Origin of the sequence: Pectobacterium carotovorum (assembly GCF_033898505.1) — a bacterium.
Lineage (GTDB): Bacteria > Pseudomonadota > Gammaproteobacteria > Enterobacterales > Enterobacteriaceae > Pectobacterium > Pectobacterium carotovorum_J.
Genome location: NZ_JAXAFK010000002.1, coordinates 502,859 through 527,382 on the forward strand (window position 1 = coordinate 502,859; position 24,524 = coordinate 527,382).

Consider the following 24,524-nt stretch of genomic DNA (forward strand, 5'->3'; position numbering starts at 1 on the left):
TTGACGGCCCGAACAGCAGTCACGCACGCCGAAGGCATCGCGTAGCGACGCGATTAACGCGAAAAGCCAGGGGACATGGGGCGGCGGCGACTGAGCCGCTCCATGTCGGGCGCGTGCTGCAATGGCTACAGAAAGTAGCATTGGTTAGTGCGCACGAAACCTTGCGTGCTACTAACAGAGATCTTTCCCCTGATTTATGGAGGATATTGAGCTTCATAAAAGAACTGACCCGCGAATGCGGGCCAGTGAGAGGGAGGATTAGTGGGAGCTGCCTTTTGATGCGCCGACGCCGGTTTGTGAACGGACAAACTGCGCATGGAAGCGAGCGCGTTCCTGCTGTCCGGCTTCGGAGCGATCGGTGATGGAGAAGAACCAGATACCGATAAACGCGACTAGCATGGAGAAGAGCGCTGGATAATCGTAAGGATAAATGGGGGTGGCGTGACCGAGGATTTTCACCCAGATAGTCGGCCCCAATATCATCAAAACGACAGCCGTCAACAGCCCTGCCCAGCCGCCAATCATCGCCCCGCGCGTGGTCAGTTTTGACCAGTACATCGAGATGATAATGATCGGGAAGTTACAGCTGGCAGCGATGGAGAAGGCCAGCCCGACCATGAAGGCGATATTCTGGTTCTCAAACAGGATACCGAGCGAAATCGCCACGACACCCAGCACCAGCACGGTGATTTTCGAGACTTTCAGCTCATCACGCTCCGTCGCTTTCCCTTTCTTGATCACGTTAGAGTAGAGATCGTGGGATACGGCTGAAGCGCCTGCCAGCGTCAGACCTGCAACGACGGCCAGGATGGTGGCAAAGGCCACGGCGGAGATAAAGCCGAGGAAGAAGTCTCCGCCGACCGCATCGGCCAGATGCACCGCCGCCATGTTATTCCCACCGATGAGTGCGCCTGTCGCATCCTTAAACGCAGGATTAGCGCTGACCAGCAGGATGGCACCGAAGCCGATGATGAAGGTCAGGAAGTAGAAATAGCCCATGAACCCTGTGGCGTAGAACACGCTCTTCCGTGCTTCTTTCGCGTCGCTGACGGTGAAGAAGCGCATCAGAATATGCGGTAGACCAGCGGTACCGAACATCAAGCCTAACCCGAGGGACAGCGCCGAGATGGGGTCAGAAACCAGTCCTCCGGGGCTCATGATCGCTGCCCCTTTTGGGTGAACCGCCATCGCCTGCTTGAACAGCGCGTCAAAGCTGAACCCCACGGATTTCATGACCATGACGGCCATGAAGGTGGCGCCGAATAGCAGCAGGACGGCTTTAATAATCTGTACCCATGTGGTGGCGAGCATGCCGCCAAACATCACGTACATCACCATCAGGATACCGACCAGCACCACGGCCACATGGTAGTTGAGGCCGAACAGCAGCTCGATGAGTTTCCCCGCGCCCACCATCTGTGCGATGAGGTACAGGGCCACAACCACCAGCGAGCCACAGGCGGAAAGGCTACGGATCGGGCGCTGTTGCAAACGGTAGGATGCGACGTCAGCAAAGGTATAACGCCCGAGGTTGCGCAGCCGCTCTGCGATTAGAAACAGAATAATGGGCCAGCCGACCAAAAAGCCGAGTGAGTAGATCAGGCCGTCGTAGCCGGAGGTATAGACCAGTGCAGAAATACCGAGGAAGGACGCGGCAGACATATAGTCGCCCGCAATCGCCAGCCCGTTTTGGAAACCGGTAATATTGCCGCCAGCCGTATAATAATCGCTTCGTGAACGGGTTTTCTTCGACGCCCAGTAGGTGATATACAGCGTACCGCCGACGAACAACAGAAACATCACGATGGCTTGAATATTCAACGGCTGGCGCTGAACATCCCCCGTGAGGGCATCCGCCGCCCACGCAAGCACCGGCAGCGTCAAAAGCCCGAACAGCATCATAAAGCGTATTTTCATTGCTTTACCTCATCCAGTAACTGTTTGGTCAGACGATCGAATTCACCGTTGGCGCGGTACACATAAATGCCTGTCAGAATGAAGGAGATCGCAATCAATCCCACTCCAATCGGAATGCCGCGGGTAATGCTGGAACCTGGGCTGATAGGCGTTCCCAGCCAGCCAGGCGCAAAGGCGATGAGCAGGATAAAACCCACATAAAGCACCAGCATGATCAGCGAGAGAAAAACAGCGAAACGCTGCCGTTTGTTGACCAGTTCTCTGAATAAGGGGTTACTTTCAATCCGTTGATAAATGGCATCATTCATCGTAAGTCTCCAGTAATCTGTAGGGTTGAGTATTGCCGCGACGTCGCCGCCTGATTTATCGCCAGCCACATCCCCGCAAGCCACGTCATGGCTTACGGGAATGAAGAGAGCGGTGGGTCAGAGGGTTATTGAGAGGCGGTACTCATGGCCTGCTTTTCTTCGAGCAGTTTTTCGACGACGCCAGGATCGGCCAGCGTTGAGGTATCCCCCAGATTGCTGGTATCACCGGCGGCGATTTTCCGCAAAATACGACGCATGATTTTGCCGGATCGCGTTTTCGGTAAAGAGTCAGTCCAGTGCAGGATATCTGGAGTCGCAATCGGGCCGATTTCTTTACGGACCCAGTTGCGAACTTCCGTATACAGCTCGCTGGACGGCTCTTCGCCGTGGTTCAGCGTGATGTAGGCGTAAATAGCCTGCCCTTTCATATGGTGCGGAATGCCGACCACGGCCGCTTCGGCAATTTTTGGATGGGCAACGAGTGCCGATTCGATTTCCGCCGTCCCCAGACGATGTCCGGAAACGTTCAGCACGTCGTCGACGCGACCCGTGATCCAGTAATAGCCATCTTCGTCACGACGCGCGCCGTCACCGCTGAAGTACATGCCTTTGAAGGTGGAAAAGTAGGTTTGTTCGAAGCGATCGTGATCGCCAAACAGGGTTCGTGCCTGACCTGGCCAGGAATCCACGATGACCAGATTGCCTTCCGCGGTGCCTTCCTGTGGGTTGCCGAGGTTGTCGACGAGCGCAGGCTGTACACCGAAGAATGGTCGCGTCGCGGAGCCGGCTTTCGCTTCAATCGCGCCGGGCAGAGGGGTGATCATGAAGCCGCCCGTCTCCGTTTGCCACCAGGTATCGACGATAGGGCACTTACCATTTCCGATTTTGTTGAAATACCACTCCCAGGCTTCTGGGTTGATCGGCTCACCGACGGAACCCATGATCCGAAGTGATTCACGCGATGTCCCTTCGATCGCTTTATCACCTTCAGCCATCAGCGCGCGGATGGCGGTGGGGGCGGTGTAGAGAATGTTGACCTGATGCTTATCGACCACTTGCGCCATACGTCTGGCATCCGGCCAGGTTGGTACACCTTCAAACATGAGCGTAATCGCCCCGCATGTCAGCGGCCCATACAGCAGGTAGCTGTGCCCCGTCACCCAGCCAACGTCTGCCGTACACCAGTAAATGTCGCCAGGATGGTAGTCGAAGACATACTTGAAGGTCAGTGCAGCATAAACCAGATAGCCACCCGTGGTGTGCAATACGCCCTTGGGTTTACCGGTTGAGCCCGACGTATAAAGGATAAAGAGCGGATCTTCCGCATTCATCTCTTCTGGCGGGCAGTGATCATCTGCTTTTTCAACCAGATCGTGCCACCACAGATCGCGACCCTCCTTCCATTCACCGGTTTTACCGGTACGATGGAAAACGATGACGCTGGAAATGGTGGTGACGTTTGGGTTCTTTAACGCTTCATCAATATTCTTCTTCAGCGGAATCACACGTCCGGCGCGTACGCCTTCATCGGCGGTAATAACCAGCTTGGCGCTGGAATCGATGATACGCCCGGAAATGGCTTCAGGAGAGAACCCTCCGAAGATCACCGAGTGAATGGCACCGATTCTGGCACAGGCCAACATCGCCACGGCCGCTTCCGGCACCATCGGCATATAAATGGCAACGACATCGCCTTTTTTGACGCCCTGTGACTTCAGCACATTGGCGAAGCGGCATACGGATTGATGCAGCTCGCGATAGGTGACTTTTTTGCTTTCTGTCGCGTCATCACCTTCCCAGATGATGGCGGTTTGATCGCCACGCTCGGCCAGATGGCGATCCAGACAGTTTGCTGCCACGTTTAGCGTACCGTCTTCAAACCAGCGAATACTGATATGGCCAGGGTCGAATGAGGTGTTCTTGATCGTTTTATAGGGTTTGATCCAATCGACGATCTTTCCCTGTTCACCCCAAAAGGCAGCGGGATCGTCAACGGACAGCCGATACATATCTTCGTATTGCTGGGCATTTATCAGTGCATTTTCCGCAATTGCGGCGGGAATGGTGTGTTTATTATGTTGTGTCATAGCGCTTCTCCTTAAACATGTTAATGCTATGTCAAATAATGGTTAATTGTAGTTAACCAGTTATCTTTGTTTCTTTTTTGCGCGATTGATCACGCAATACAGGAAAAGCAGTGAAGCGTTACTTAAAAGATAGTCTTTTGGTTCAGAAAACAGGCAGTTTTTTCGTGGTAGCCAAAACGCGAGAAGTGATGTATGTCACAATATGACAGTCAGCAGAATTATCTATGCTGTTATAATGTCATTAACGATCAATTCATTGTTTTCAATAGATTATATCTATTGTTATCAAGTTTTTGATCGCCCTTTACGATCAAAAGGCATAAAGATCCCGCTTATTCAGCCGATAGTAAAAACCCCGTTCAGAGTATATTTCTACGTGAGCCAGCTATTTAGCGCGTTCACCTGTGTTCAATCTGTTGAAATTTTGTTTCAGTTGTTAATTATATGTAGGCTATTAATGAAATAGATTTATCTGATTATCAACGGGCAGATAAGTGTGAATAATCTACACTCTAAGTGGGTTCCACAGCGCAGATGTGGGCCTTCTTAAAAAGGGTAAAGATGCCGTGTGCTAGCCGCTGACAAAAAGAAAAATGAAGTGTTATTTTTTGTGTCTTATTCAGAAATATCCGGTTTCCAAAAATAAATAACATAGATATACCCAACATCACTGACGCTGACTAAGGCGGCAGATGTTTGAGCCCCGGTAGCCTGAGAACGTGTAAACGGTTCCGGTTAGCGAAATTCACTATTTTCATTAGGTGACTTTCTGGGGTGGGGAAGAACACTATTAGTCCGGAAACCTTTTAAATTCCGGTAGGTTGATTGCTTATCAATGGTGCGCCGTGAGGTCATGGCGCGCTGTGAGATATCTTTTTACATAGCATGATGCAGAGGAAACAATGAGTCTGATATTTGGCCGGAATGAAATTTTAGGCATGCTTTCTCAACCAGTTCAGAACGATCGGCGTGCTGTGGCGGTGATTGACGAAAAGTGTAAGGTCGTTTGCGCGAATTCTGCCTTCAACGCCCATTTTGGATTGCGTGCTGAAATGAATACGCCCGTCTCAATTGATGATGTGCTGCCTATCAACGTGAAGTTCGCCTATCACGACTTTATAACGAATTCCAACGTGTTAAGTACGCGGGTGGTCTCGGATTTGTTGTCTGATGGCTTTACTAAAAAGCAGTTAAGTACGCTGTCTTTTTCTAAGCTGAACGTTGAAAACCGGGTGCTTTCTTTGCTGATCCTGAACCAGGATACGGTTGAGCCTTCGGCAAATCTGGCGTCATAAGCTTGCATAATCGTAGATTATCTGGCCGGAAGACTAGAGGCGTGTATTTTCCAGTGGAAAATAACGACCAAAGAAAAATTGTTGCTATTAATAACGTTGTTATTGCTAATTTAGCACCGCTTTTTCAACAGCAACCGATTGCGTAGGTTATTCTCTGATAACCACTTGCGGCCAGCAGGACGATAAAGTCGCGCCGATTTTTCGTGAATGAAGAATGAAAGCCGTTCTTTATTAACTGCGATAATGTTAAAAGTTAATAAAAAATAGAGGGTTAACTATTTTATTGCATATAATATGTCTCTTTAAAATAAACAGCGAAACGTTTCGATACAATCTTGCTCTCCTTCATGCCTATTCTCTTTTCCTTTTGCCTTCTCACAAATTATTCCCTTAAACATTAGGGTTTATTAAACCTCGATAAGAAGCTCTTAAAATTTTCTTTATTTTTAGCGTGTTGAATCTTAAAGGATGACAAATGAATAAGTAGACTCTCGTCTAATTACTGATGAGGTTAGGCCAATATAGCTTTTGTCGGCGTATAGCACTTTTTGATAAAACTGACGTCAGTTTTTTATTGGCAATGGCATTGGTTTACCAATATCGACAATGCGTTTTCCGCAGTAATTCTGATTCAAGACGCATTATTTCAATTATTTTTCGATTTTCAGTTCCCCTTTTTACTCCCCCAATTGGCATAGCTTCTGAAAACAGCGTTTCTTATGCGATAGGGGATAAATAATGGTTAAATTCCGTACCCACCTGTTAGCACGTGCTTTACGTGCTGGGGTACTTGGGGCATCGTTTGCCTCAGTGCTGCCAATGGCGGCGGTCTATGCTGCCTCTGCGGCGCCAGTCCAACAATACGCGGTGTCGTCCGGCCCGCTCAATCAGGTGCTCAATCAATTTGCCCAACAGGCTGGCGTATTACTTTCTTACGATCCGGCATTGGTCGCGGGTAAACGCGGTGCGGGGTTGCAAGGAAACTACAGCGTAGAGCAGGGTTTCCAGCAGATTCTCAGCAGCAGTGGCCTCAGTGCACAGTACAGTGCTGATGGCAGCGTGACGCTGGTACAGCGCACAGCGAGTGAGCCTGTAACTGCTAAAAACGATCGGATTGTTGTCACTGCTCCACCGAATACCGCGATGAAGCTGGATGTGCCGATTTCAGAAACGCCACGTGCGGTTGCGGTTGTCACAGAGAAACAGATCGAAGAGCGCGGCGCGCAAAAGATCGATCAGGCGCTGCGCTATAGCAGCGGTATTCTGGCTACGCCATACGGGCCGGACAACAAAGCTGAATGGGTGACCATCCGTGGATTTAGCGATCAATCCCGGTTCCAGAATGGTCTGGCGACGCTGAATGAAGATGGGTTCTATGGTCAGCAGATTGAGCCATTCGGCGTTGAGCGTATCGAAGTCCTGAAAGGCCCCGCTTCTGTCCTGTACGGGCAAAACCCGCCGGGAGGTCTGGTTAACGTCATTACCAAACGGCCTACGCGTTTGCCGCAGGGAAAAGTGGAGCTGGAATACGGCTCTAACGACTATCGCCATCTTGCCGTCGACAGTGCGGGTCCGTTAAACGATGACGGCTCGGTGCTGTATCGGGTTGTTGCGCTAGCGCGTGACACCTCGGGCGAGATGGATTTCTCGAAGAGCAAGCGCCTTTATTTAGCACCGAGCGTCACGTTCCTCGGAGAAGACACGGAGCTGACCGTATTAGCCAGCTACATGGATACGAAGTCTGACACAACCAACGGCTTTAAGTTGCCGTACGGTACGTTGCATAACACGCCGTTCGGTAAAGTTGGCTATAAAACGTCGCTGGGCGAACCGGGCATCAACCGCCATGATACCCGCCAGTTCACTCTGGGCTATGAGTTCACGCATCATCTGAACGACACCTGGACGTTCCACCAGAATGTGAATTACACCTATCTGAATTTGGATCTGCGTAATGCCTACGTGCTGGGGATGTATACCGATCCGGTAACGAATGTTGTCAGCGATCGATTAGCCAATCGTGGGTTGACCTACCGTGACGGTTTTGCGCAAAACTGGGCTACCGATAACCGTTTAGTGGGCGAATGGCAGTGGGAAGATATTGAAAACACGCTGCTGCTCGGGTTCGACTACCGCCGTGCCAATACGCAAAGCCGCGATGGGAACCTGTACTCCTTTGGTAGTCCTATCGACATCTTTAATCCGGTTTATGGCAACTATACGTCGCCAGACAGCCAACTGTTCGCTCACCGCTCTGGCCGCCATCAGACTGGTTACTATGTCCAGAATCAGATCAAGTATGACGAACGTCTGATTTTCTTGCTGGGTGGACGTTACGACGTGGCGAAGTCTCGTGACCGTAATTTTTCATCTGGCGCGGATACACGTACCGACGATACCAAATTTACCAAGACTGCTGGGGTAATGTATCTGTTTGATAACGGTATTTCCCCTTACGTCAGCTATTCGGAATCGTTCCTGCCGGTGTCAGGCCGCGATGGGTACGAACGCCCTTATGTGCCGGAAGAAGGCCAGCAGACGGAAATCGGCGTGAAATATACGCCGGAAGGCTTTAACGGGTATGCTTCTGCTGCCCTGTTTAATCTGGAACAGAAAAACGTTAAAACGACGGATCCTCAAAATCCGAGTCTGACTATTCAGGCGGGTGAAGCCCGTTCACGCGGTCTTGAACTGGAATTGAGCGGCGAGGTGTATACCGGTCTGACGCTGACGGCAAACTACACATACAACGAAGTGGAAACGACCAAATCAGGTACCGTCGGTGAAGTGGGGAAACGCCTACCGGGCCTGCCTGAACAGATCGTGTCTGGCTGGGCGACTTATGCCTTTAACGGCAAGCTGGAAGGATTAAGTATCGGCAGCGGTGTGCGCTATGTGGGCAGCTCTTACGGTGACATTGCTAATTCGTCGGACATGAAGGTTCCTGCTTATACGCTATGGGATGCGATGATCGCCTATGATTTCAGCAAGGACTGGCGGTTGCAGGTTAATGCAACCAACCTGACAAACCGTGAGTATGTCAGTGCGTGTAACTACTGGTGCTACTACGGTGAAGGCCGTAACGTTAGCGCGAACGTCAGCTATCGTTGGTAATCACCCGTCTCAAACATCACTAAAAGAAGCCCTAGGGCTTCTTTTTTTGTATTAATGCCTGCAATGTCCTTATTTTTACCGTTCTCGGCACGATAGACGTGAATAGTCATTGACTTTGCTTTTAATGATAATGAAAATCATTTCATTGCTGTCACATTGAGCGAATACCGTGAAGAGTCCCGCTGCTGTCTGCCCCAATCAGCCTGAAGCCTTAAACGTTCAGCAGATTTATCATGATCATCATGCCTGGTTACAGGCGTGGCTGCGTCGGCGTTTGGGATGTTCACAGCAGGCTGCGGATCTGGCGCAGGATACATTTCTACGTTTGATTTGCCAGCATCAGACCGATCGCATCCGTGAACCTCGCGCCTGGCTGACGACCGTGGCTCACGGATTGATGGTGAATCACTGGCGGCGTAAAGATATCGAGAATGCCTATCTTCAGGTGCTGGCAGAGCAGGAGTTTCATTTTTCCTCCTCGCTGGAGCAGCAGGCGATGGTGGTTGATGCGCTGTTGGCCATCGATCAGATGCTGGCGACGCTGCCTGGCAAAGTGCGTCAGGCATTCTTGCTGGTGCATCTTGACGGTTTGACCTATCGACAGGTCGCTGAACAATTAGCCGTTTCCGAGCGGATGGTAAAAAAATATATGGCACAGGCGATGCTGAATTGTCTATTGTGTCAGGACTTATGATTTCCTCTATCACGTCTTCTATTCCCAAAGATGTTCTTTATGCTGCCGCAGAGTGGTATGCCACGCTGTATGACGAAGACTGCGCTGAGCACGATCGTCAGGCATGGCAGCGCTGGTTACATCAGAATGAAACCCATCGGCTTGCCTGGCAGCAGGTTGAACAGATTCATGCCCGTTTTCATGCGGTAGACAGCCAGTTAGCCTCTTCGGTGCTGAGTAAGCGGGGTGAGGAACGCCGGCGTATGCTGAAATTGCTGGCGATTGTCAGTCTTACCGGAGGTGCGGGTTTTAGTCTGCCGTGGGAAAGCTATGCTGCCGATTACCGTACGGGCACGGGAGAAACACGTGAGCTCAGCATCGAAACGGGGATGACCCTCTGGCTCAATACCGACTCGGCATTGAATCAGCAGGGCAACCCCGCGTTGTCTCAGCCGCTGACGTTTCAATTGATCAAAGGTGAATTGATGCTGGACAACCAAACGGCGCATGCCGCCCGGTTGACCACGCCCCATGGCGATCTCGCCGCTTCTGCGCATTCCTGCCAATTAGCGCTGCGCTATACGTCCGCCCACAGCGTGCTCTCCGTTTTTAGCGGTGAGGTTTTGCTACAAACGGCGGTCCCCGCCGCACGGCGGGTAACGGCCGGGCAACAGGTTATCTTTACCCGCGACAAGAGCAGTGAACCAGCACCCGTTGAGAATTTCCGTCAGAGCTGGCGTAAAGGACAACTGGTCGCGGATAACATGCCGTTAGGGCAGCTCATTAATGAAGTTTCCCGCTATCACAATGGTTATTTTCATGTTGATTCCGCGGTGACGACGCTACGGATTTCGGGCGTTTTCCCGCTGCATGAAACCGATCGTCTGCTCAATGCTGTTGCGCGAACGCTGCCGGTGAAGGTAACCCGGCGTTTTTCCTGGTGGGTGGATATCCGGCCGAGTTAAAACACTGCTGGTATTTCGCCGGTAAAACACCAAAAATATTCTACGTTTGTTATCTGGTTGGTTATCACGTCGCAGACGAAACGCAAATCTGGCGCATATATATCAATCTGTTGATACCGAAAAAGGCGTAGCATACTCCACAACGAGTATTCTCGGCGTCGCCTCTTCATACGGGAAGTTATCATGCAGTTACTGAACCTGAAACAAGCTCGCCTGTTGAGCTTTTTCTTTATTATGGGTGGCCTGCTTATATTGCTGCCTTTACGCCTGCTGGCCTGCTTTATTGCCGGTTTTTTGGTGTATGAAATCGTGAATTTACTGACGCCCTATTTTCAACGGGTTATCAGCGGTAAGCGCGCCCGCTGGATTGTGGTCGCGGTAATCAGCACATTGGTGGTCAGCCTGTTGAGTTTACTGTTTGGTAGTCTGGTCGGGCTGTTGATGCAGGAAATGAAGGATACGGCAGCATTCAACGTGCGTATTGGCTACATCCTCAATGATATCCAGCAGCAGGTCGCCCACTATTTACCAGGGTATCTGCCAGTGAGTATTGAAGAGCTTCAGCGTGAGCTGCTGCAATGGGTTCAGGCGCATATTGTGATGTTGCAGAACATGGGGAAAAGTTTCCTGCATGGATTTGTGACGATGCTAATCGGTATGGTGCTGGGAGCGATTGTGTCTCTTTATAACGTCGATCAGGACACCGAGAAGCCATTACTCAAAGCGGAACTGCTGCGTCGGGTGACATTGTTATCGGCATCGTTTCGCAACATTGTTTTCGCTCAGGTGAAAATCTCTGCGGTTAACACGGTGCTGTCTGCCATTTTTATTCTGGGCGCTCTGCCGCTGTGTGGTATCCATCTGCCGTTTGCCAAAACGCTGGTGGTGCTCACCTTCATTTTCGGCCTGCTGCCAGTGATCGGTAACCTGATTTCCAACTCGATCGTTTTTCTGTCGGGCTTATCGCTTTCGCTGCCGATCGCACTGGTTGCGCTGGTGTATTTGATGTTGATTCATAAGCTTGAATACTTCCTGAATGCACAAATCGTTGGGACGAGGATCAAAGCGCACGCGTGGGAAATCCTGCTGGCGATGCTGGTGTTTGAAGCGGCCTTTGGGTTGGCCGGTGTGATTGCGGCACCGATATACTACGCTTACCTGAAAAGTGAATTGAAAGAAGCCTCGTTGATTTAATGCTGCATGTTGGCAGGTGATTGATGTGTTCGCCTGCCATAGTTTATCCGCTCAGTTAATCAAAGTACGAAAGCCTAAATAAATCAGCCCAATACGAGATTGGGCTGATTGTTTTTAGTTGACGACAGTTTTTAGTTGATGACGGCTTTTAATTGATGCTTGTCTTCAATAAACGTCGGTATAAACGATCGTCTTCGATTAATGCTGCGCAGTCGCAACCTGCGGCTTCGTCTCTTCAGACTGAACGCCTAACGGGTTGTTGCCCCAGCATTTTTCATATTCCCAGCCCGTCAACTCTTCCGCGACAGCGCGTGCGTGAGGTGGTACATCGGCAATCGCGCCGCCCGCTTTGATACGTGCAATTTCTTCCAGCAGGATGGCGTGGTTCTTACGATCCAACTTCATCTGCGTCGTGTAGTAAATGGCAACCAGCGCCAGGCCGATAACGCCCAGTGAGAACACGCCAACAATCGCCTGGACGGCAGATTCAGGCTGTGCTGACTGCCCGGAGACGAAACCGAATTGGCTCAGCGTCCAGCCCATTGCGAAGACAATCACAGAGCGCACCATTTTGCCGGCAAACGTCATGGCACCCGCGTAGATACCTTCGCGGCGGCGGCCAGTCAGGACTTCATCTACGTCAGCCAGGAAGGTATAAACCGTCCAGGGAATATAGTAGATGCCGCCCGTGCTCAGGCCAAATACGGCGGTAATGGCAAATAGAACAAAGATGGTCATGTCTTCTGACCAGTTAGCGAAATAGAGTGCGGCATAGGCTATGACGCTGACAATCACCACCATTAACGCCAGACGGAATGGCCGCGCAAAGCCCATTTTGACGCAGATACCGATGAAGGCCGCGGTAGAAATAAGCTGCATGACCGAACTGAAGCTATTGAGGTGTGACACTAATGCCGTGTTCTGCTTCAGACCAAAGACGATGAAGTAGGTAAACGCGGAAGCGAACAGCCATTCAGCGCCAAAGCCAAACAGGTACATTCCCAGATGTTTGCGGAAAATACGCAGGCGGAAGGTGGACACCATATCCACGCTCAGCTTTTTCATCGCCTGCCACAGGCTAGAGGTGCTTTCACGGACGATCTCGTTAACCGGGCGCTCCCAGGACGTCATATACAGCGCGATCATCGCCGCGCACATAATGGCGCCGTAAACCAGACCGGTGTAGAAGAATGGCGTCGCGGAATCTTTACCGTAGACGGCAATAAATTGTCCAGGAATGAATGCCGCCAGGAAGTTGGCGATTTTGCCGAAAATGGCTTTAGAACCCGTCAGCTTAGAACGCAGTTTGAAATCGGAAGTCATTTCGGTAGCCAGCGTTTCATACGGCACCATGATCGAGGTGTAAATCAGCTCGAACAGCACGTATGTCGCCAGGTAATACCAGAAACCAAAGCCATCAACCCACAGCATCGGGTAAACCAGAACCAGCGGGACACCCAGCAAAATAAAGAAGCGGCGGCGGCCAAATCGGCGGCCAATGCGGGTGTTGTAGAAGTTATCACTGATGTACCCCATGATGGGGTTACTGATAGCATCGATGATGCTGGCAACGGAGAAAATGGCAGCGGCCTGAACCAATGTTAACCCACAAAATGTGGTGTAAAAGTACATCAGCCATGCGCCGCTGATAGCAAGCGCGCCACTGCCGAGCAGGTTCGCGCTGCCGTAGCAGAACGTATGTTTAAAAGAGATTGGTTTATTCATGATCAGCCTAATTACAAATATGAAACAATATTTCAGTTCGATTGAACTATCATTTCTTTATAATTTGCTCTATTGAAAAGAAAGTAAACTGACGATCACGCTTTCACGCGCTTTTAATGACGATCTGTCAGACAGATCATGAAATAAGATATTTTAATTTGCTTTTTATGATTTTTTGATCCTGCATTTATGTGCTTAAGTTACAAAATATGTAGATTTCTTACAGCAGAGCGGTACACGTACAGATTGGCGGCGAGTCGACATTGCGCGCTGCTCCACAAATCGATAGCGTGATATGAAATAACGCATTGACCTCAGAGCGGAAATGTCGTCATCATCCCGCCCAGTTTACTCGATCGTATCCCCTTATCAGGAGCCGTAACGTGAGTCATTTGATGATCTACGCCGTTATCTATGTGGTTTTTATTGCCGTGGTTGGGTTGTTTGCTTTTCAGGCCTGGTTACCTTCTTCCGCTCCGCGTGGGCTGAGAGATCGTGCGGGGATTCTGGTTGGGGTATTACGTTGCGTCACCCTTTTTCTTGTCGTTTCCGCAATGCAAATTTTGTTTCCCAATTCGCTGCTGGATAAGCTCGTTTGGCTGGTTGCCGCCGCGATGTTGCTGATCGCCGTTATTGGTGGGGGAATGAGTTGGTCATCGCTGCCGTGGCTGGATGAAACAAAAGGGAAAAGCCGCACTTTGGCTCTGGGTGTCCAAAGTGCGCTGTATCTTGGTCTGCTTGGGTTTATCGTTATTTAAAGTCTTGTACCAGTGCGGCCACGGTGTTCTTTGCGCCGTGATCGCGCAGCTTCAGATAAGCCTGTGCGATAGCGTTAAAGACATCGTGATTGGCTGGCAGATCCCCGCCGAAAATAGAACGAATATTGAGAAACGCGCTGACCCGTTCGGCGCTGTCTGATGTTTCCTCAACGACGTGTCTGAGCTTGTCAGCCAGTGGATCGCGGATTTCAATCGGGTTGCCTGCGTCATCCTTTCCGCTGACATAACGCATCCAGCCAGCAATTCCCAATGCCAGACAGCGATAGTCTCCTCCATTGCTCACATGCCACCGCAGTGATTCCAGCATGCGCTGAGGTAACTTCTGGGAACCGTCCATGGCAATCTGCCAGGTCCGATGCTTGAGCGCCGGGTTGGAAAAACGGGTCAGTAGCTGGACGGCATAATCTTTCAGATCGATATCCACTACGCTAAGCGTCGGTGCCTGTTCCAGCAGCATGAGATGAGACACGGCCCGGCGATAGTTCTCGTCATTCATACAGTCGCTGACGTGATCGTAGCCAGCGAGATAGCCCAGATAGGCCAAAAATGAATGGCTGCCGTTCAGCATGCGCAGTTTCATTTCTTCAAACGGCAGTACGTCATGTACCAGCTGTACGCCTGCCTTTTCCCATTCGGGGCGCCCGGCAGTGAAATGATCTTCGATCACCCATTGAATAAAGGGCTCACAGGCTATCGCACAGGGATCGACGACGCCAAGGTGATCGGCAATTTCCTGCAACGTTTCCGGCGTTGCCGCAGGGACAATGCGATCCACCATCGTATTCGGGAAAGAAACCTTAGCGTCGATCCAATCGGTCAGGCTTCGATCGTTGATCCCCGCAGATTCCAGCACGGCGGCTTTGGCCGTTTTGCCATTTTCCGGCACGTTATCGCAGGAGAGTACGGTGAACGGCGCGATCCCACGTTCGTGACGCAGGCGCAGCGCTTCTGCCAGCAAACCCGGCACCGATGCGGGGTGACGAGGATCGATGAGATCCTGTTGAATCAGCTTATTGGTACGATCCAGCTTGCCGCTCGTACCGTCCATGCAATAGCCTTTTTCGGTAATCGTCAGGGAAACGATGGCGGTTTCTGGCGCGGCGAGTTTCTCAATAATCGTGTTAATGCCTTCTATTTTGGCATGTAGCGATTCACACACGGCACCAACGACAATCGGCTGATTGCTCGTCGCGGCTTTTTCCAGCACGGTAAACAGATGATCCTGCTGGCGCAGCGCATTGATCATCGTATCGTCGCTGAATAGCACGACTTCACAAATTCCCCAGTCTCCTCCCACCATATTCAGTACGCGATCGGTGAGCAGTGCCTGATGAGCACGATGAAAAGCGCCAAATCCGATATGGACGATACGCGGCTTCAGCGCCTTACGATCGTAGTGAGGAAATTGGACGATGTCAGGCAATTCGCAGGTAGCGATATTTTTTATTTTATCAGTCATTTATTGCGCTTTCGGGTGGGGGGATCCATGACGTTAAAAGTAGCTGTGATTTGCAGGCGGTGCAATACAAGACGCGCAGATAGGTTACGGTGCGCACGTTTTTTTCTCCGCGCAAATTCTATCGCTTTTTCAGATTCGCTTCTTCGGCAGCGTGCCGTTTTGTGAGGGGGCTTCAGCGTAATGATGTAACGCTGAAATTTAGTCTTGTTTTTACTAACTTATCTCCATTTCTTCTACATCATCAAGTGCTTTTCCCGAGCGCAGTCTGCTATTTTGTGTCGATATTTTCCTCACTCCAACGAATAACAAAAAGGCCCGTAAGATGAAACTTGAATCCCTCGCGCTACATCATGGTTATGAATCTGAAGCGACAACGAAGTCCGCAGCCGTGCCGATTTACCAGACGACGTCTTACACATTTGACGACACGCAACACGGTGCCGATCTGTTTGATCTGAAAGTGGCAGGCAATATCTATAGCCGTATCATGAACCCGACGAATGCGGTGTTGGAGCAGCGGCTGGCGGCCATTGAGGGCGGCATTGGCGCGCTGGTGCTTTCATCCGGCATGGCAGCGATTACCTATTCGCTCCAGGCGCTCACGCAGGTTGGGGACAATATCGTCAGCACCAGCCAGCTGTACGGCGGTACCTATAACCTGTTTGCTCATACGTTGCCGCGTCAGGGCGTTGAAGTGCGGATGGCTTCTTTCGATGATTTTACGACGCTGGAGTCGCTGATTGACGAGCGCACCCGTGCCGTTTTTTGTGAATCTATCGGGAATCCGGCGGGAAATATCGTGGACATTGCCAAAATTGCGGAGATCGCCCATCGCCACGGCGTCCCAGTAATTGTTGATAATACCGTGGCGACGCCCGTGCTATGCCGACCTTTTGAGCACGGTGCAGATGTTGTCGTCCATTCGCTGACCAAGTATATCGGCGGTCACGGCACCACGATTGGCGGTGTGATTATCGATTCCGGCAAGTTTGACTGGGTCGCGAACAAAGCGCGTTTCCCGTTACTGAACGAGCCCGATCCCTCTTATCACGGCGTGGTGTATACCGACGCTTTCGGTCCGGCGGCCTATATTGGACGCTGCCGAGTAGTGCCGCTGCGTAATACTGGCGCGGCGCTTTCTCCGCACAGCACGTTCTTGCTGTTACAGGGGCTGGAAACCCTCAGCCTGCGTATCGAACGCCATTGCAGCAATGCGGAAGCGTTGGCTGGCTACCTAAATCAGCACCCGCTGGTGACCTGGGTGAACTATGGTGCGTTGCCAGATAGCCCCTATAAAGCAAACTGCGACAAAATTACCTCGGGCAAAGCCTCTGGGATTATCAGTTTTGGCATTAAAGGTGGGAAAGCGGCAGGCGGCCACTTTATTGATGCGCTGAAGATGATCTTACGGCTGGTTAATATTGGCGATGCCAAATCGCTTGCGTGCCATCCGGCAAGTACCACGCACCGCCAGTTGAATGCGGAAGAGCTAGCGAAAGCAGGCGTGAGTGAGGATTTGGTCCGAATTTCGGTCGGCATTGAGCACATTGACGACATCATCGCTGATGTGGCGCAGGCGCTGGAAGCTTCACAGAAACAGTAAACGGTAGGGGAATGAAAGAAACGCGTTGGAAACCTGAATGAGTTTCCAACGCGTCATTGCGATTACGAACGGCTAGCGTCGGTCGCTGCAGCAGTCGGCTGTGACTCCGCCGGTGCGGCATTTTGCTCCGTATTAAGGCTATCTTGCGGCTGTGCTTCTGGTGCAACAGGTGCCGCAGCAGATTCAACCGGAATGGCCGGGGTAGCTTGTTCGATCAGACCATTGATTTTGGTCGGCATACCAGAACGTCTCTGGATTGCCTGATCGACTTCGCTGGTGTTCACGCTGGCATCAGCCAGAACTTTGCTCACTTTTGGCGTCATGCTGATCGGTGCAGGAGAATCAGAATGGAATTCTTCTACCGTGCGAGACAGCGGATTGTGAACTTCAACATAGCGTGAACCATCTGGCTCAACGGTGGCTTTCACTGGCTCATTGATGAACTGAACGCGAGTACCGACCGGAACGTTGTTGAACAGATACTTGATATCATCGGCACGCAGACGAACGCAGCCGTGGCTTACGCGCAGGCCAATACCGAAGTTGGCGTTGGTGCCGTGGATCGCGTACAGGTTGCCGATGTACAGCGCGTACAGACCCATCGGGTTATCCGGGCCTGCTGGGAAAACTTTTTGCAGTGTCTCGCCGCGTGCTGCGTATTCTGCATGCATCTTCGCGGTTGGCGTCCAGGTTGGGCCCGCTTTCTTACGTTGAACGGAAGTCGTCCAATTGATCGGCGTATCTTTACCTAACTCACCAATCCCGATTGGCAGCACGACCACGGTTTTGGAGCCTTTCGGGTAGTAGTACAGACGCATTTCTGCGCTGTTGATGACAATGCCTTCACGCGGTGCATCCGGCAGAATCAACTGATGAGGAATCACCATTTTGCTGCCGGGAACAGGCAGGTAAACGTCCGCATCTGGATTGGCTTCCATCATGTTGCTCAGGCCCATTTGGAACTGTGCTGCAAAATGCTCCAACGGCTGCGTGCTATCTTCCGGTACGGTGATTTCGATATTCTCGCCTATCAGTCGGCTATTCGCCGCAGGCAGAGGATAAACAACGGCAAAAGCGGCCTGGCTGAATGCGGCGGCTGCAAGAACTAAAGTAAAGATCGCGCGAATACTCATTTTCGTTTCTTTATTTGAGTGGTAAATGCACCCCCCGAATCAGGAGGCTGGTCTGCTAAGGTCGCGTTGGCGACCGGATGCGCATTATATGTGCAGAATGGCCTCCGAGGGAAACAACATGTGTAACTAATCACACTTTTTGGCGCACGAATGAGAAAGAAAGCTGCTTAGAGTGAAACACCACTCAATTTTCCCCGTCTAACGTGGGTTTTTGAAAGCGACGATTCGCGAGTACTGGAAGAATCTGACGAGCATAGGCCAGTCGTTCTGGGTCAATGTCGGCATAGATGAGAGCCGGTGTTTCCGGTGCCTGAACCACGACAACGCCTAAAGGATCGACCACCATGCTGTTGCCGATATTCTTGACGCCGCATTCGCCAACAGCGACGAGATAAGTGGTGTTTTCCAGTGCTCTGGCCCGCACCAACAGTTCCCAGTGCGCCTCTTTCAGCGGCCCCTTAATCCAGGCGGAAGGGAGAACGAGGACATCTGCGCCGTCCAGCACCAGACGGCGGGCAAGTTCAGGGAAGCGAATGTCATAGCAGGTCATCAGCCCGACGTTTAACCCGGCGATGGTCAACAGCGGTGGAACCTCTTCGCCTGCCAGTACGTTTTCCGATTCCTGTACGGAAAACGCATCGTACAGATGCAATTTTCGGTATTGCGCGACGATCTCACCGTTGCGCAGTGCCAGCAGGGTATTCCAGACTTTCCCTTCGCCATTCGGGATATGTACACACAGCATGGTCGTCAGGTTGTTGCCTTTGCTGGCTTCCAGCAGATGCGAAATAAACGGGCCATCAAGCGGCTGAGCGGCGGTGAACACCATGTTGGGATTGGTGATATCACGGGCCAGCACGCCTTCAGGCAGCACCAGCAGATCGGCACCATTTTTCTGTGCTGCTGACATTAATTCAGCGATGGTCGTGGCGTTTTGTTGCCACTCGCGGTCAACGGCAAACTGCCCCAATGCGACTTTCATGCTTGCTCCTTGGTTGCCCGATTAATCGCGCTTGGCTGGCATCATGCGCAGCAGCGTGTTGTCTTTCATGACATAGTGGTGGAACAGTGCGGCGGCGGTATGCGCGGCAATGAGCCAGTAGCCTAACGGCGCCAGCGTTTCATGCCAGCCAATCAGCGTTTCAGCAAGGTCGAAATTCGGCGTCGCGGCTGTTGGCATGCCGATACCAAAAAGCATCCAGTCCCGACCGCTGTAATAGCGCGAGGCAACGCCCAGCACCGGCAGCGTGATAAACAGCAGGTAAATAACCGCGTGGGTGAGCGAACCCAGCGCACTTTGCCAGCGAGGAGGCTGTGGCGTAATGGCGGGCGAGGTATGCCGATGGCGTAAGAACAGACGAGCCAGCATGAGAACCAGTATGGCTACGCCGCAGCTAAAGTGCGTCACCATCATCACGGTGCGCAGCAGCGAACCGCGTTCAGCAAATCCGCGTAGCTCGATGGTGGCATAGGTCACAACGAGCAATAGAAAAACCAGCCAGTGCAATGCAATCTGCGATGGTGCGAACTTTCCTTTCATGTTTCTTCCTCTGCGACGTTGAGAGCGGTTTGACACGGTAACGAGCGAATAATCTCATAAAGTATAAGGTAACTTGCGTCTTGTCAGCCCCTCTTTACCGTGTCTGACAAACCAGACTATCGGCGCTGGGTTCTTCGGTATTCAACCTTGTTTAGACTGGGGAAAACGCAACGGCCCGTAAGGGGGGCGGCCAGGGATGGCACGCCATAAAAAGTTTCCGGGAGAAATTTTTAACGTTGCATCAGCAACGGCCCGTAAGGGTGGCGGCCAGGGATGGCACGCCATAAAAAACCGGCCGAAGCCGGTTTGGAAGATGAAGGATTATTCCTGCGGGTTTTTCTCTGCCTTGCCGGCCATCATGGTCAGGAAGTCAAAGCGGCGACGCAGATCCAGCTCCGCTTCTTCATAGAGCTGCGCGGTTTCTTCCGGCATCATGCTATTCAGGCGGCGGAAGCGTTGCTCTTTCAGCAGCGTTTCACTCAGGCTGCTTGATGGCGGACGAGAATCGGTGACCAGCGCGGCTTTCCCTTCTTCGGCACGACGTGGGTCGAAGCGGTAGAGCGGCCAGAAGCCCGTTGCCGTCAATTGGCGCATCTGGTCGTGGCTGAATGCCAGATCGTAACCGTGCTCTTCACACGGGCTGTACGCGATAATCAGCGATGGACCCGGCCAGGCTTCGGCTTCCTGAATCGCTTTCACCGTCTGGTTCAGCTGCGCGCCCAGTGAGATTTGCGCGACATACACATGACCGTACATCATGACGTTAATGCCGAGATCTTTACGTGCTTTGCGTTTGCCTTTCTCGCCAAACTTGGTCACTGCGCCCAGCGGCGTCGCTTTGGACTGCTGTCCGCCAGTATTGGAGTAACACTGGGTATCCAGAACCAGCACGTTGACGTTTTCACTCAGGCTCATGACGTGATCCAACCCGCCATAGCCGATATCGTACGCCCAGCCGTCACCGCCGATAAGCCAGATAGATTTATCGACAAAGTGGTCAGCTTCGCTCGCCAGCACCTTGGCGTCGTTATCATTGATCGTTGCCAGCAACCCACGTAGCTGTTCAATCTGCTGACGGCGCAGGTCGGGCACAATGGACTCTTCCTGCAACGCGCTAACCAGATCCGGCGGCAGCTGCGGTGCCAGCTTGTTGAGCAGACGCACGGCACGCTGACGGTGCTGATCGACGCTCAGACGGAAGCCCAAACCGAATTCGGCGTTATCCTCGAACAGCGAGTTAGCCCAGGCCGGGCCGCGACCGTTGGCATCGGTGGTCCACGGGGTGGTGGGCAGGTTACCGCCATAAATAGATGAACAGCCCGTCGCATTCGCGACCAGCAGACGATCGCCATAAAGCTGGGTCAGCAGCTTGATGTACGGCGTTTCGCCACAGCCGGAGCAGGCGCCGGAGTACTCGAACAGCGGTGAAATCAGCTGAGAAGTACGGATATCGATACGTTCCAGCGTGGATTTGTCGATTTCCGGCAATTGCAGGAAGAAATCGAAGTTCTCTTTCTCCGCCGCCAGATTATCCAGCCGGGATTCCATATTGATGGCTTTGATTTCTGGGTTCTGACGGTCTTTGGCCGGGCAGACTTCTACGCACAGGTTACAGCCGGTGCAGTCTTCTGGAGCAACCTGTAACACATATTTTTGGCCGCGCATGTCGCGTGCTTTCACATCCAGCGATTGCAGTGAAGCAGGCGCATTTTCCATCGCGTCGGGCTGAACGACTTTGGCGCGGATCGCCGAGTGCGGGCAGGCGGCGACGCAGTGGTTACACTGAGTACAAAGCTGTGGTTGCCACAGCGGAATCTCTTCCGCGATATTGCGCTTTTCCCACTTGGTGGTGCCGGTCGGCCAGGTGCCATCGGGCGGCAGGGCGGAAACGGGTAGCGTATCGCCCAGTCCTGCCAGCATGGCGGCCGTGACAGTTTTGACGAAATCGGGCGCGGCGTCGGAAACCACCGGTGGGCGCTGCGGGCTGTCTGGGTTGACGGCTTCCAGCGGCACTTCTGCCAGCGCTTCCAATGTGGCGCTCAGCGCCTGCCAGTTACGCTCAACCAGCTCCTGACCTTTACTGCCGTAGCTTTTGGCGATGGCGGTACGCAGTTTTTCCACCGCCACATCGGCTGGCAGAATCTGTGACAGATGGAAGAATGCCATCTGCATGACGGTGTTGATGCGGGCGCCCAGATGGCATTCGCGGGCAATCTTGGCGGCATTGATGCAGTACACGCGGGCATTACGTTGATTCAGCCCTGCCTGTACTTCCTGTGGCAAGCGGTGCCACAGATCGTCGTTGCTATACGGTGAGTTGATCAGGAAAACGCCGCCGGGCTTCAGGCGTTCGACCATGCTGTACTTGTCGATAAACTGCCACTGATGGCAGGCGACGAAATCCGCCTGATCGATCAGGTAGGCTGAGTTGATCGGGTGCGGGCCCACGCGCATATGGGAAACGGTCAGGCTACCGGCTTTCTTCGAATCATAGACAAAGTAGCCCTGCACAAACATCGGCGTCGTTTCGCCGACGATTTTGATCGCATTCTTGGTCGCGGAAACGGTGCCGTCACTGCCCAGGCCGTAGAACAGGGCTTCAAGCGATGCGTTGCTTGGGAAATGCTGTTCCGGCAGTGGCAGAGACAGATGGGTGACATCGTCATAAATCCCGACAGTAAAGCGCGGGCGTGGGTTAGCAAGTGCTAACTCATTAAAGATCGCCTCTACACACTGTGGGGTAAATTCTTTGGAAGACAGCCCATAACGCCCACCGATCACGCGTGGCATAAGTGAACGCTCACCTGCGGAGAACGCCTCAGCCAGCGCGGTCATCACATCGAGATACAGCGGTTCCGCCAGCGCACCTGGCTCTTTCGTGCGGTCCAGAACAGCGATGCTCTTCGCCGTTTGCGGAATGACGGCCAGCAGATGCTTGGCGGAGAACGGGCGGTACAGGCGGATTTTCACTACGCCGACTTTCTCACCGCGCATCAACAGCGTATCGATCACTTCTTCGCTGGTGCCGACGCCGGACCCCATCAGGACGACAATTTTAGTCGCCTCTGGGTGGCCGTAGTATTCAAACGGCTGATACTGGCGCCCTGTCGCTGCGGCAAAATCGTTCATCGCCTGCTCAACGTGCTCATAAGCTGCGTCGTACCAGCGGTTAGTGGCTTCGCGCGCCTGGAAGAAGGTATCCGGGTTTGAGGCAGTACCACGAATCACCGGGCGTTCCGGTGTGAGCGCTCGCTCACGGTGTGCATCAATGGCCTGCTGTGGCAGAAGCTGGCGAATCACCTCATCGCTCAGCGGCTCAATCTTATTGATTTCGTGTGAGGTGCGGAAACCGTCAAAGAAATGGATAAACGGCAGACGGCTGTTCAGGCTGGCGATTTGTGAAATCAGCGCAAAGTCCTGCGCTTCCTGCACATTGCTGGCGCACAGCATGGCGCAGCCTGTCTGGCGTACGGCCATGACGTCAGAATGATCGCAGAAGATGGAAAGCGCATGCGTCGCAACCGTACGGGCAGCGACGTGCAGGACAAACGGGGTTAGCTCACCGGCCAGCTTATACAGCGTGGGGATCATTAGCAGCAGACCCTGCGATGAGGTAAATGTGGTCGCGAGTGTACCCGTCTGCAATGCGCCGTGGACGGTAGCGATCGCGCCGCCTTCCGATTGCATTTCAACAACACGGGGCGTATCTCCCCATATATTCAGTCCGCCGTCGCTCGACCAGGCTGCAGCCTGTTCAGCCATGCTGGAACTTGGAGTGATGGGGTAGATGGCGATGACTTCATTGGTTCGCCAGGCCACGGAGGCGACTGCGTTATTAGCGTCGGTGGTGATCATGACTTCTAGCCTTTTTGCTCACTAAGCCATTCATTTTACATGGTCTTTTCAGACGATGAAAATGACTGGGCATAAACGAAAATACGATTTTTATCGGAGGATTATCGCATTTCAGGAAAAAAGAGGGTGGAACGATGTATGCGGAGTTGTATCAAACTGTGTTTTATCCCCGTCATACTTCAAGCTATCTTTCTGCGCGTGGCTTTCGTGATGAGAACGAACCCGCGTTTCTTAAAACAGGCCGTTATTATACACCTCAGTGCGGGTTGATGTCTTTTTGTACCTATTCAAGGGTACCGCCGTGTGATTTTGTTTGCTCATTACTGCCATGACAGGTAGCGTGCTTATACTAAAATAACATCTGTAATGAATGTATGAAGGAACCGAACAATGGCAAATGATGAAATAAAAAATAAACTGGTTTCCGTACTGGCTTCACAACAGGCGCAGGGAAAAACGCCGGAACAGGCTGTCGATCATATTCTTCAGGCATTGGGTGGGCGAGCGGGGGATGTGTCCCGTATTTCGGTTTTGACGTCGACATTAATCGCCGATGTGCTTTATACCGTGTATCAGGAGGCGATCACGCACCAGCAGATTGCGGTGATTTTACGCAAGTTGGGCTACGCCGCTCGGGACATTGCCGTTGCATCACACACTATCTATCCGCAACTGAGCGTTCAGGATATCGGCCAGCTTTTGCAAGACCCGGAGATTTATCCGACGATCGATCGTGCAGCGTTACTTGATGCACTTACCTACGCACACTTTTCTAAAGCGGAAAGCGAGCAGGCTGCTGACGCGCTCGGCGTGTAATGCCAGAGCAATGTGATACCAGAAAAACGTAATACCAGTACCGTACCGAAGATCAGACAGC

The 24,524-nt window shown here is 52.2% G+C and carries 17 protein-coding genes; 8 read left to right on the top strand and 9 right to left on the bottom strand.

Going from position 1 to position 24,524, the window contains the following annotated elements; translation table 11 throughout:
* Positions 1–258: 258 nt before the first annotated feature.
* The 3 genes from actP to acs all read right to left on the bottom strand — a co-directional run bounded on the left by actP (position 259) and on the right by acs (position 4,312).
* Positions 259–1,917: a cation/acetate symporter ActP gene (gene actP / locus R9X49_RS14270; RefSeq protein WP_319849029.1), complete on the bottom strand. Its 1,659-nt coding sequence runs from the start codon at positions 1,915–1,917 to the stop codon at positions 259–261.
* On the bottom strand, positions 1,914–2,225 hold the full coding sequence (locus tag R9X49_RS14275; RefSeq protein WP_012773384.1) for a DUF485 domain-containing protein: 312 nt from the start codon (positions 2,223–2,225) through the stop codon (positions 1,914–1,916). Before R9X49_RS14275 ends, actP begins: the two co-directional genes overlap by 4 nt.
* Before the next feature lie 125 nt (positions 2,226–2,350).
* Positions 2,351–4,312 (bottom strand): acetate--CoA ligase, encoded by a 1,962-nt coding sequence (acs, locus tag R9X49_RS14280; protein ID WP_319849030.1) that lies wholly within the window; start codon positions 4,310–4,312, stop codon positions 2,351–2,353.
* A 902-nt stretch (positions 4,313–5,214) separates the two neighbouring features.
* Here acs and R9X49_RS14285 point away from each other — a divergent pair.
* The 5 genes from R9X49_RS14285 to R9X49_RS14305 all read left to right on the top strand — a co-directional run bounded on the left by R9X49_RS14285 (position 5,215) and on the right by R9X49_RS14305 (position 11,553).
* Positions 5,215–5,607, top strand: a complete 393-nt coding sequence (locus tag R9X49_RS14285) for a transcriptional regulator (protein ID WP_225086976.1) — start codon at positions 5,215–5,217, stop codon at positions 5,605–5,607.
* 738 nt (positions 5,608–6,345) lie between these two features.
* Positions 6,346–8,721 (top strand): TonB-dependent siderophore receptor, encoded by a 2,376-nt coding sequence (locus R9X49_RS14290; RefSeq protein ID WP_319849031.1) that lies wholly within the window; start codon positions 6,346–6,348, stop codon positions 8,719–8,721.
* Positions 8,722–8,890: 169 nt separating this feature from the next.
* Entirely contained in the window at positions 8,891–9,415 is a 525-nt protein-coding gene (locus R9X49_RS14295; RefSeq protein WP_319849032.1) for a sigma-70 family RNA polymerase sigma factor, read from the top strand.
* A complete protein-coding gene (locus R9X49_RS14300) occupies positions 9,412–10,359 on the top strand; it encodes a FecR domain-containing protein (RefSeq protein ID WP_319849033.1) in 948 nt (315 codons plus the stop codon). Before R9X49_RS14295 ends, R9X49_RS14300 begins: the two co-directional genes overlap by 4 nt.
* A 183-nt stretch (positions 10,360–10,542) precedes the next feature.
* Entirely contained in the window at positions 10,543–11,553 is a 1,011-nt protein-coding gene (locus R9X49_RS14305) for an AI-2E family transporter (RefSeq protein ID WP_319849034.1), read from the top strand.
* Between the two features lie 198 nt (positions 11,554–11,751).
* Here the strand turns inward: R9X49_RS14305 and R9X49_RS14310 are convergent, their stop codons facing one another.
* Positions 11,752–13,278 (bottom strand): MFS transporter, encoded by a 1,527-nt coding sequence (locus R9X49_RS14310; protein WP_319849036.1) that lies wholly within the window; start codon positions 13,276–13,278, stop codon positions 11,752–11,754.
* A 383-nt stretch (positions 13,279–13,661) separates the two neighbouring features.
* Here R9X49_RS14310 and R9X49_RS14315 point away from each other — a divergent pair, with 383 nt between their 5' ends.
* The gene (locus tag R9X49_RS14315) at positions 13,662–14,036 is read left to right on the top strand and encodes a hypothetical protein (protein WP_319849037.1); all 375 of its coding nucleotides are present in this window, start codon (positions 13,662–13,664) and stop codon (positions 14,034–14,036) included.
* On the opposite strand, the gene R9X49_RS14320 is transcribed toward R9X49_RS14315, so the two are convergent.
* Positions 14,029–15,516 (bottom strand): fructuronate reductase, encoded by a 1,488-nt coding sequence (locus tag R9X49_RS14320; protein WP_319849038.1) that lies wholly within the window; start codon positions 15,514–15,516, stop codon positions 14,029–14,031. The genes R9X49_RS14315 and R9X49_RS14320 overlap by 8 nt on opposite strands.
* A gap of 322 nt (positions 15,517–15,838) precedes the next feature.
* Between R9X49_RS14320 and R9X49_RS14325 the strand changes: the two genes are divergently transcribed.
* Positions 15,839–17,119, top strand: a complete 1,281-nt coding sequence (locus R9X49_RS14325) for an O-acetylhomoserine aminocarboxypropyltransferase/cysteine synthase family protein (RefSeq protein WP_319849039.1) — start codon at positions 15,839–15,841, stop codon at positions 17,117–17,119.
* A gap of 62 nt (positions 17,120–17,181) precedes the next feature.
* Here R9X49_RS14325 and R9X49_RS14330 read toward each other — a convergent pair whose 3' ends face one another.
* From R9X49_RS14330 to nifJ, 4 genes are all read right to left on the bottom strand, one after another.
* The gene (locus tag R9X49_RS14330; protein ID WP_319849040.1) at positions 17,182–18,252 is read right to left on the bottom strand and encodes a L,D-transpeptidase family protein; all 1,071 of its coding nucleotides are present in this window, start codon (positions 18,250–18,252) and stop codon (positions 17,182–17,184) included.
* A 184-nt stretch (positions 18,253–18,436) separates the two neighbouring features.
* Positions 18,437–19,234 (bottom strand): deaminated glutathione amidase, encoded by a 798-nt coding sequence (locus R9X49_RS14335; protein WP_319849041.1) that lies wholly within the window; start codon positions 19,232–19,234, stop codon positions 18,437–18,439.
* Positions 19,235–19,255: 21 nt separating this feature from the next.
* Positions 19,256–19,792, bottom strand: coding sequence for a cytochrome b561 (gene cybB / locus R9X49_RS14340; RefSeq protein ID WP_319849042.1), 537 nt, complete (start codon positions 19,790–19,792; stop codon positions 19,256–19,258).
* A 321-nt stretch (positions 19,793–20,113) separates the two neighbouring features.
* On the bottom strand, positions 20,114–23,647 hold the full coding sequence (gene nifJ, locus R9X49_RS14345) for a pyruvate:ferredoxin (flavodoxin) oxidoreductase (RefSeq protein WP_319849043.1): 3,534 nt from the start codon (positions 23,645–23,647) through the stop codon (positions 20,114–20,116).
* A gap of 390 nt (positions 23,648–24,037) precedes the next feature.
* On the opposite strand from nifJ, the gene R9X49_RS14350 reads away from it, so the two are divergent.
* Positions 24,038–24,463, top strand: coding sequence for a hypothetical protein (locus tag R9X49_RS14350; protein WP_319849044.1), 426 nt, complete (start codon positions 24,038–24,040; stop codon positions 24,461–24,463).
* Positions 24,464–24,524 lie beyond the last annotated feature (61 nt).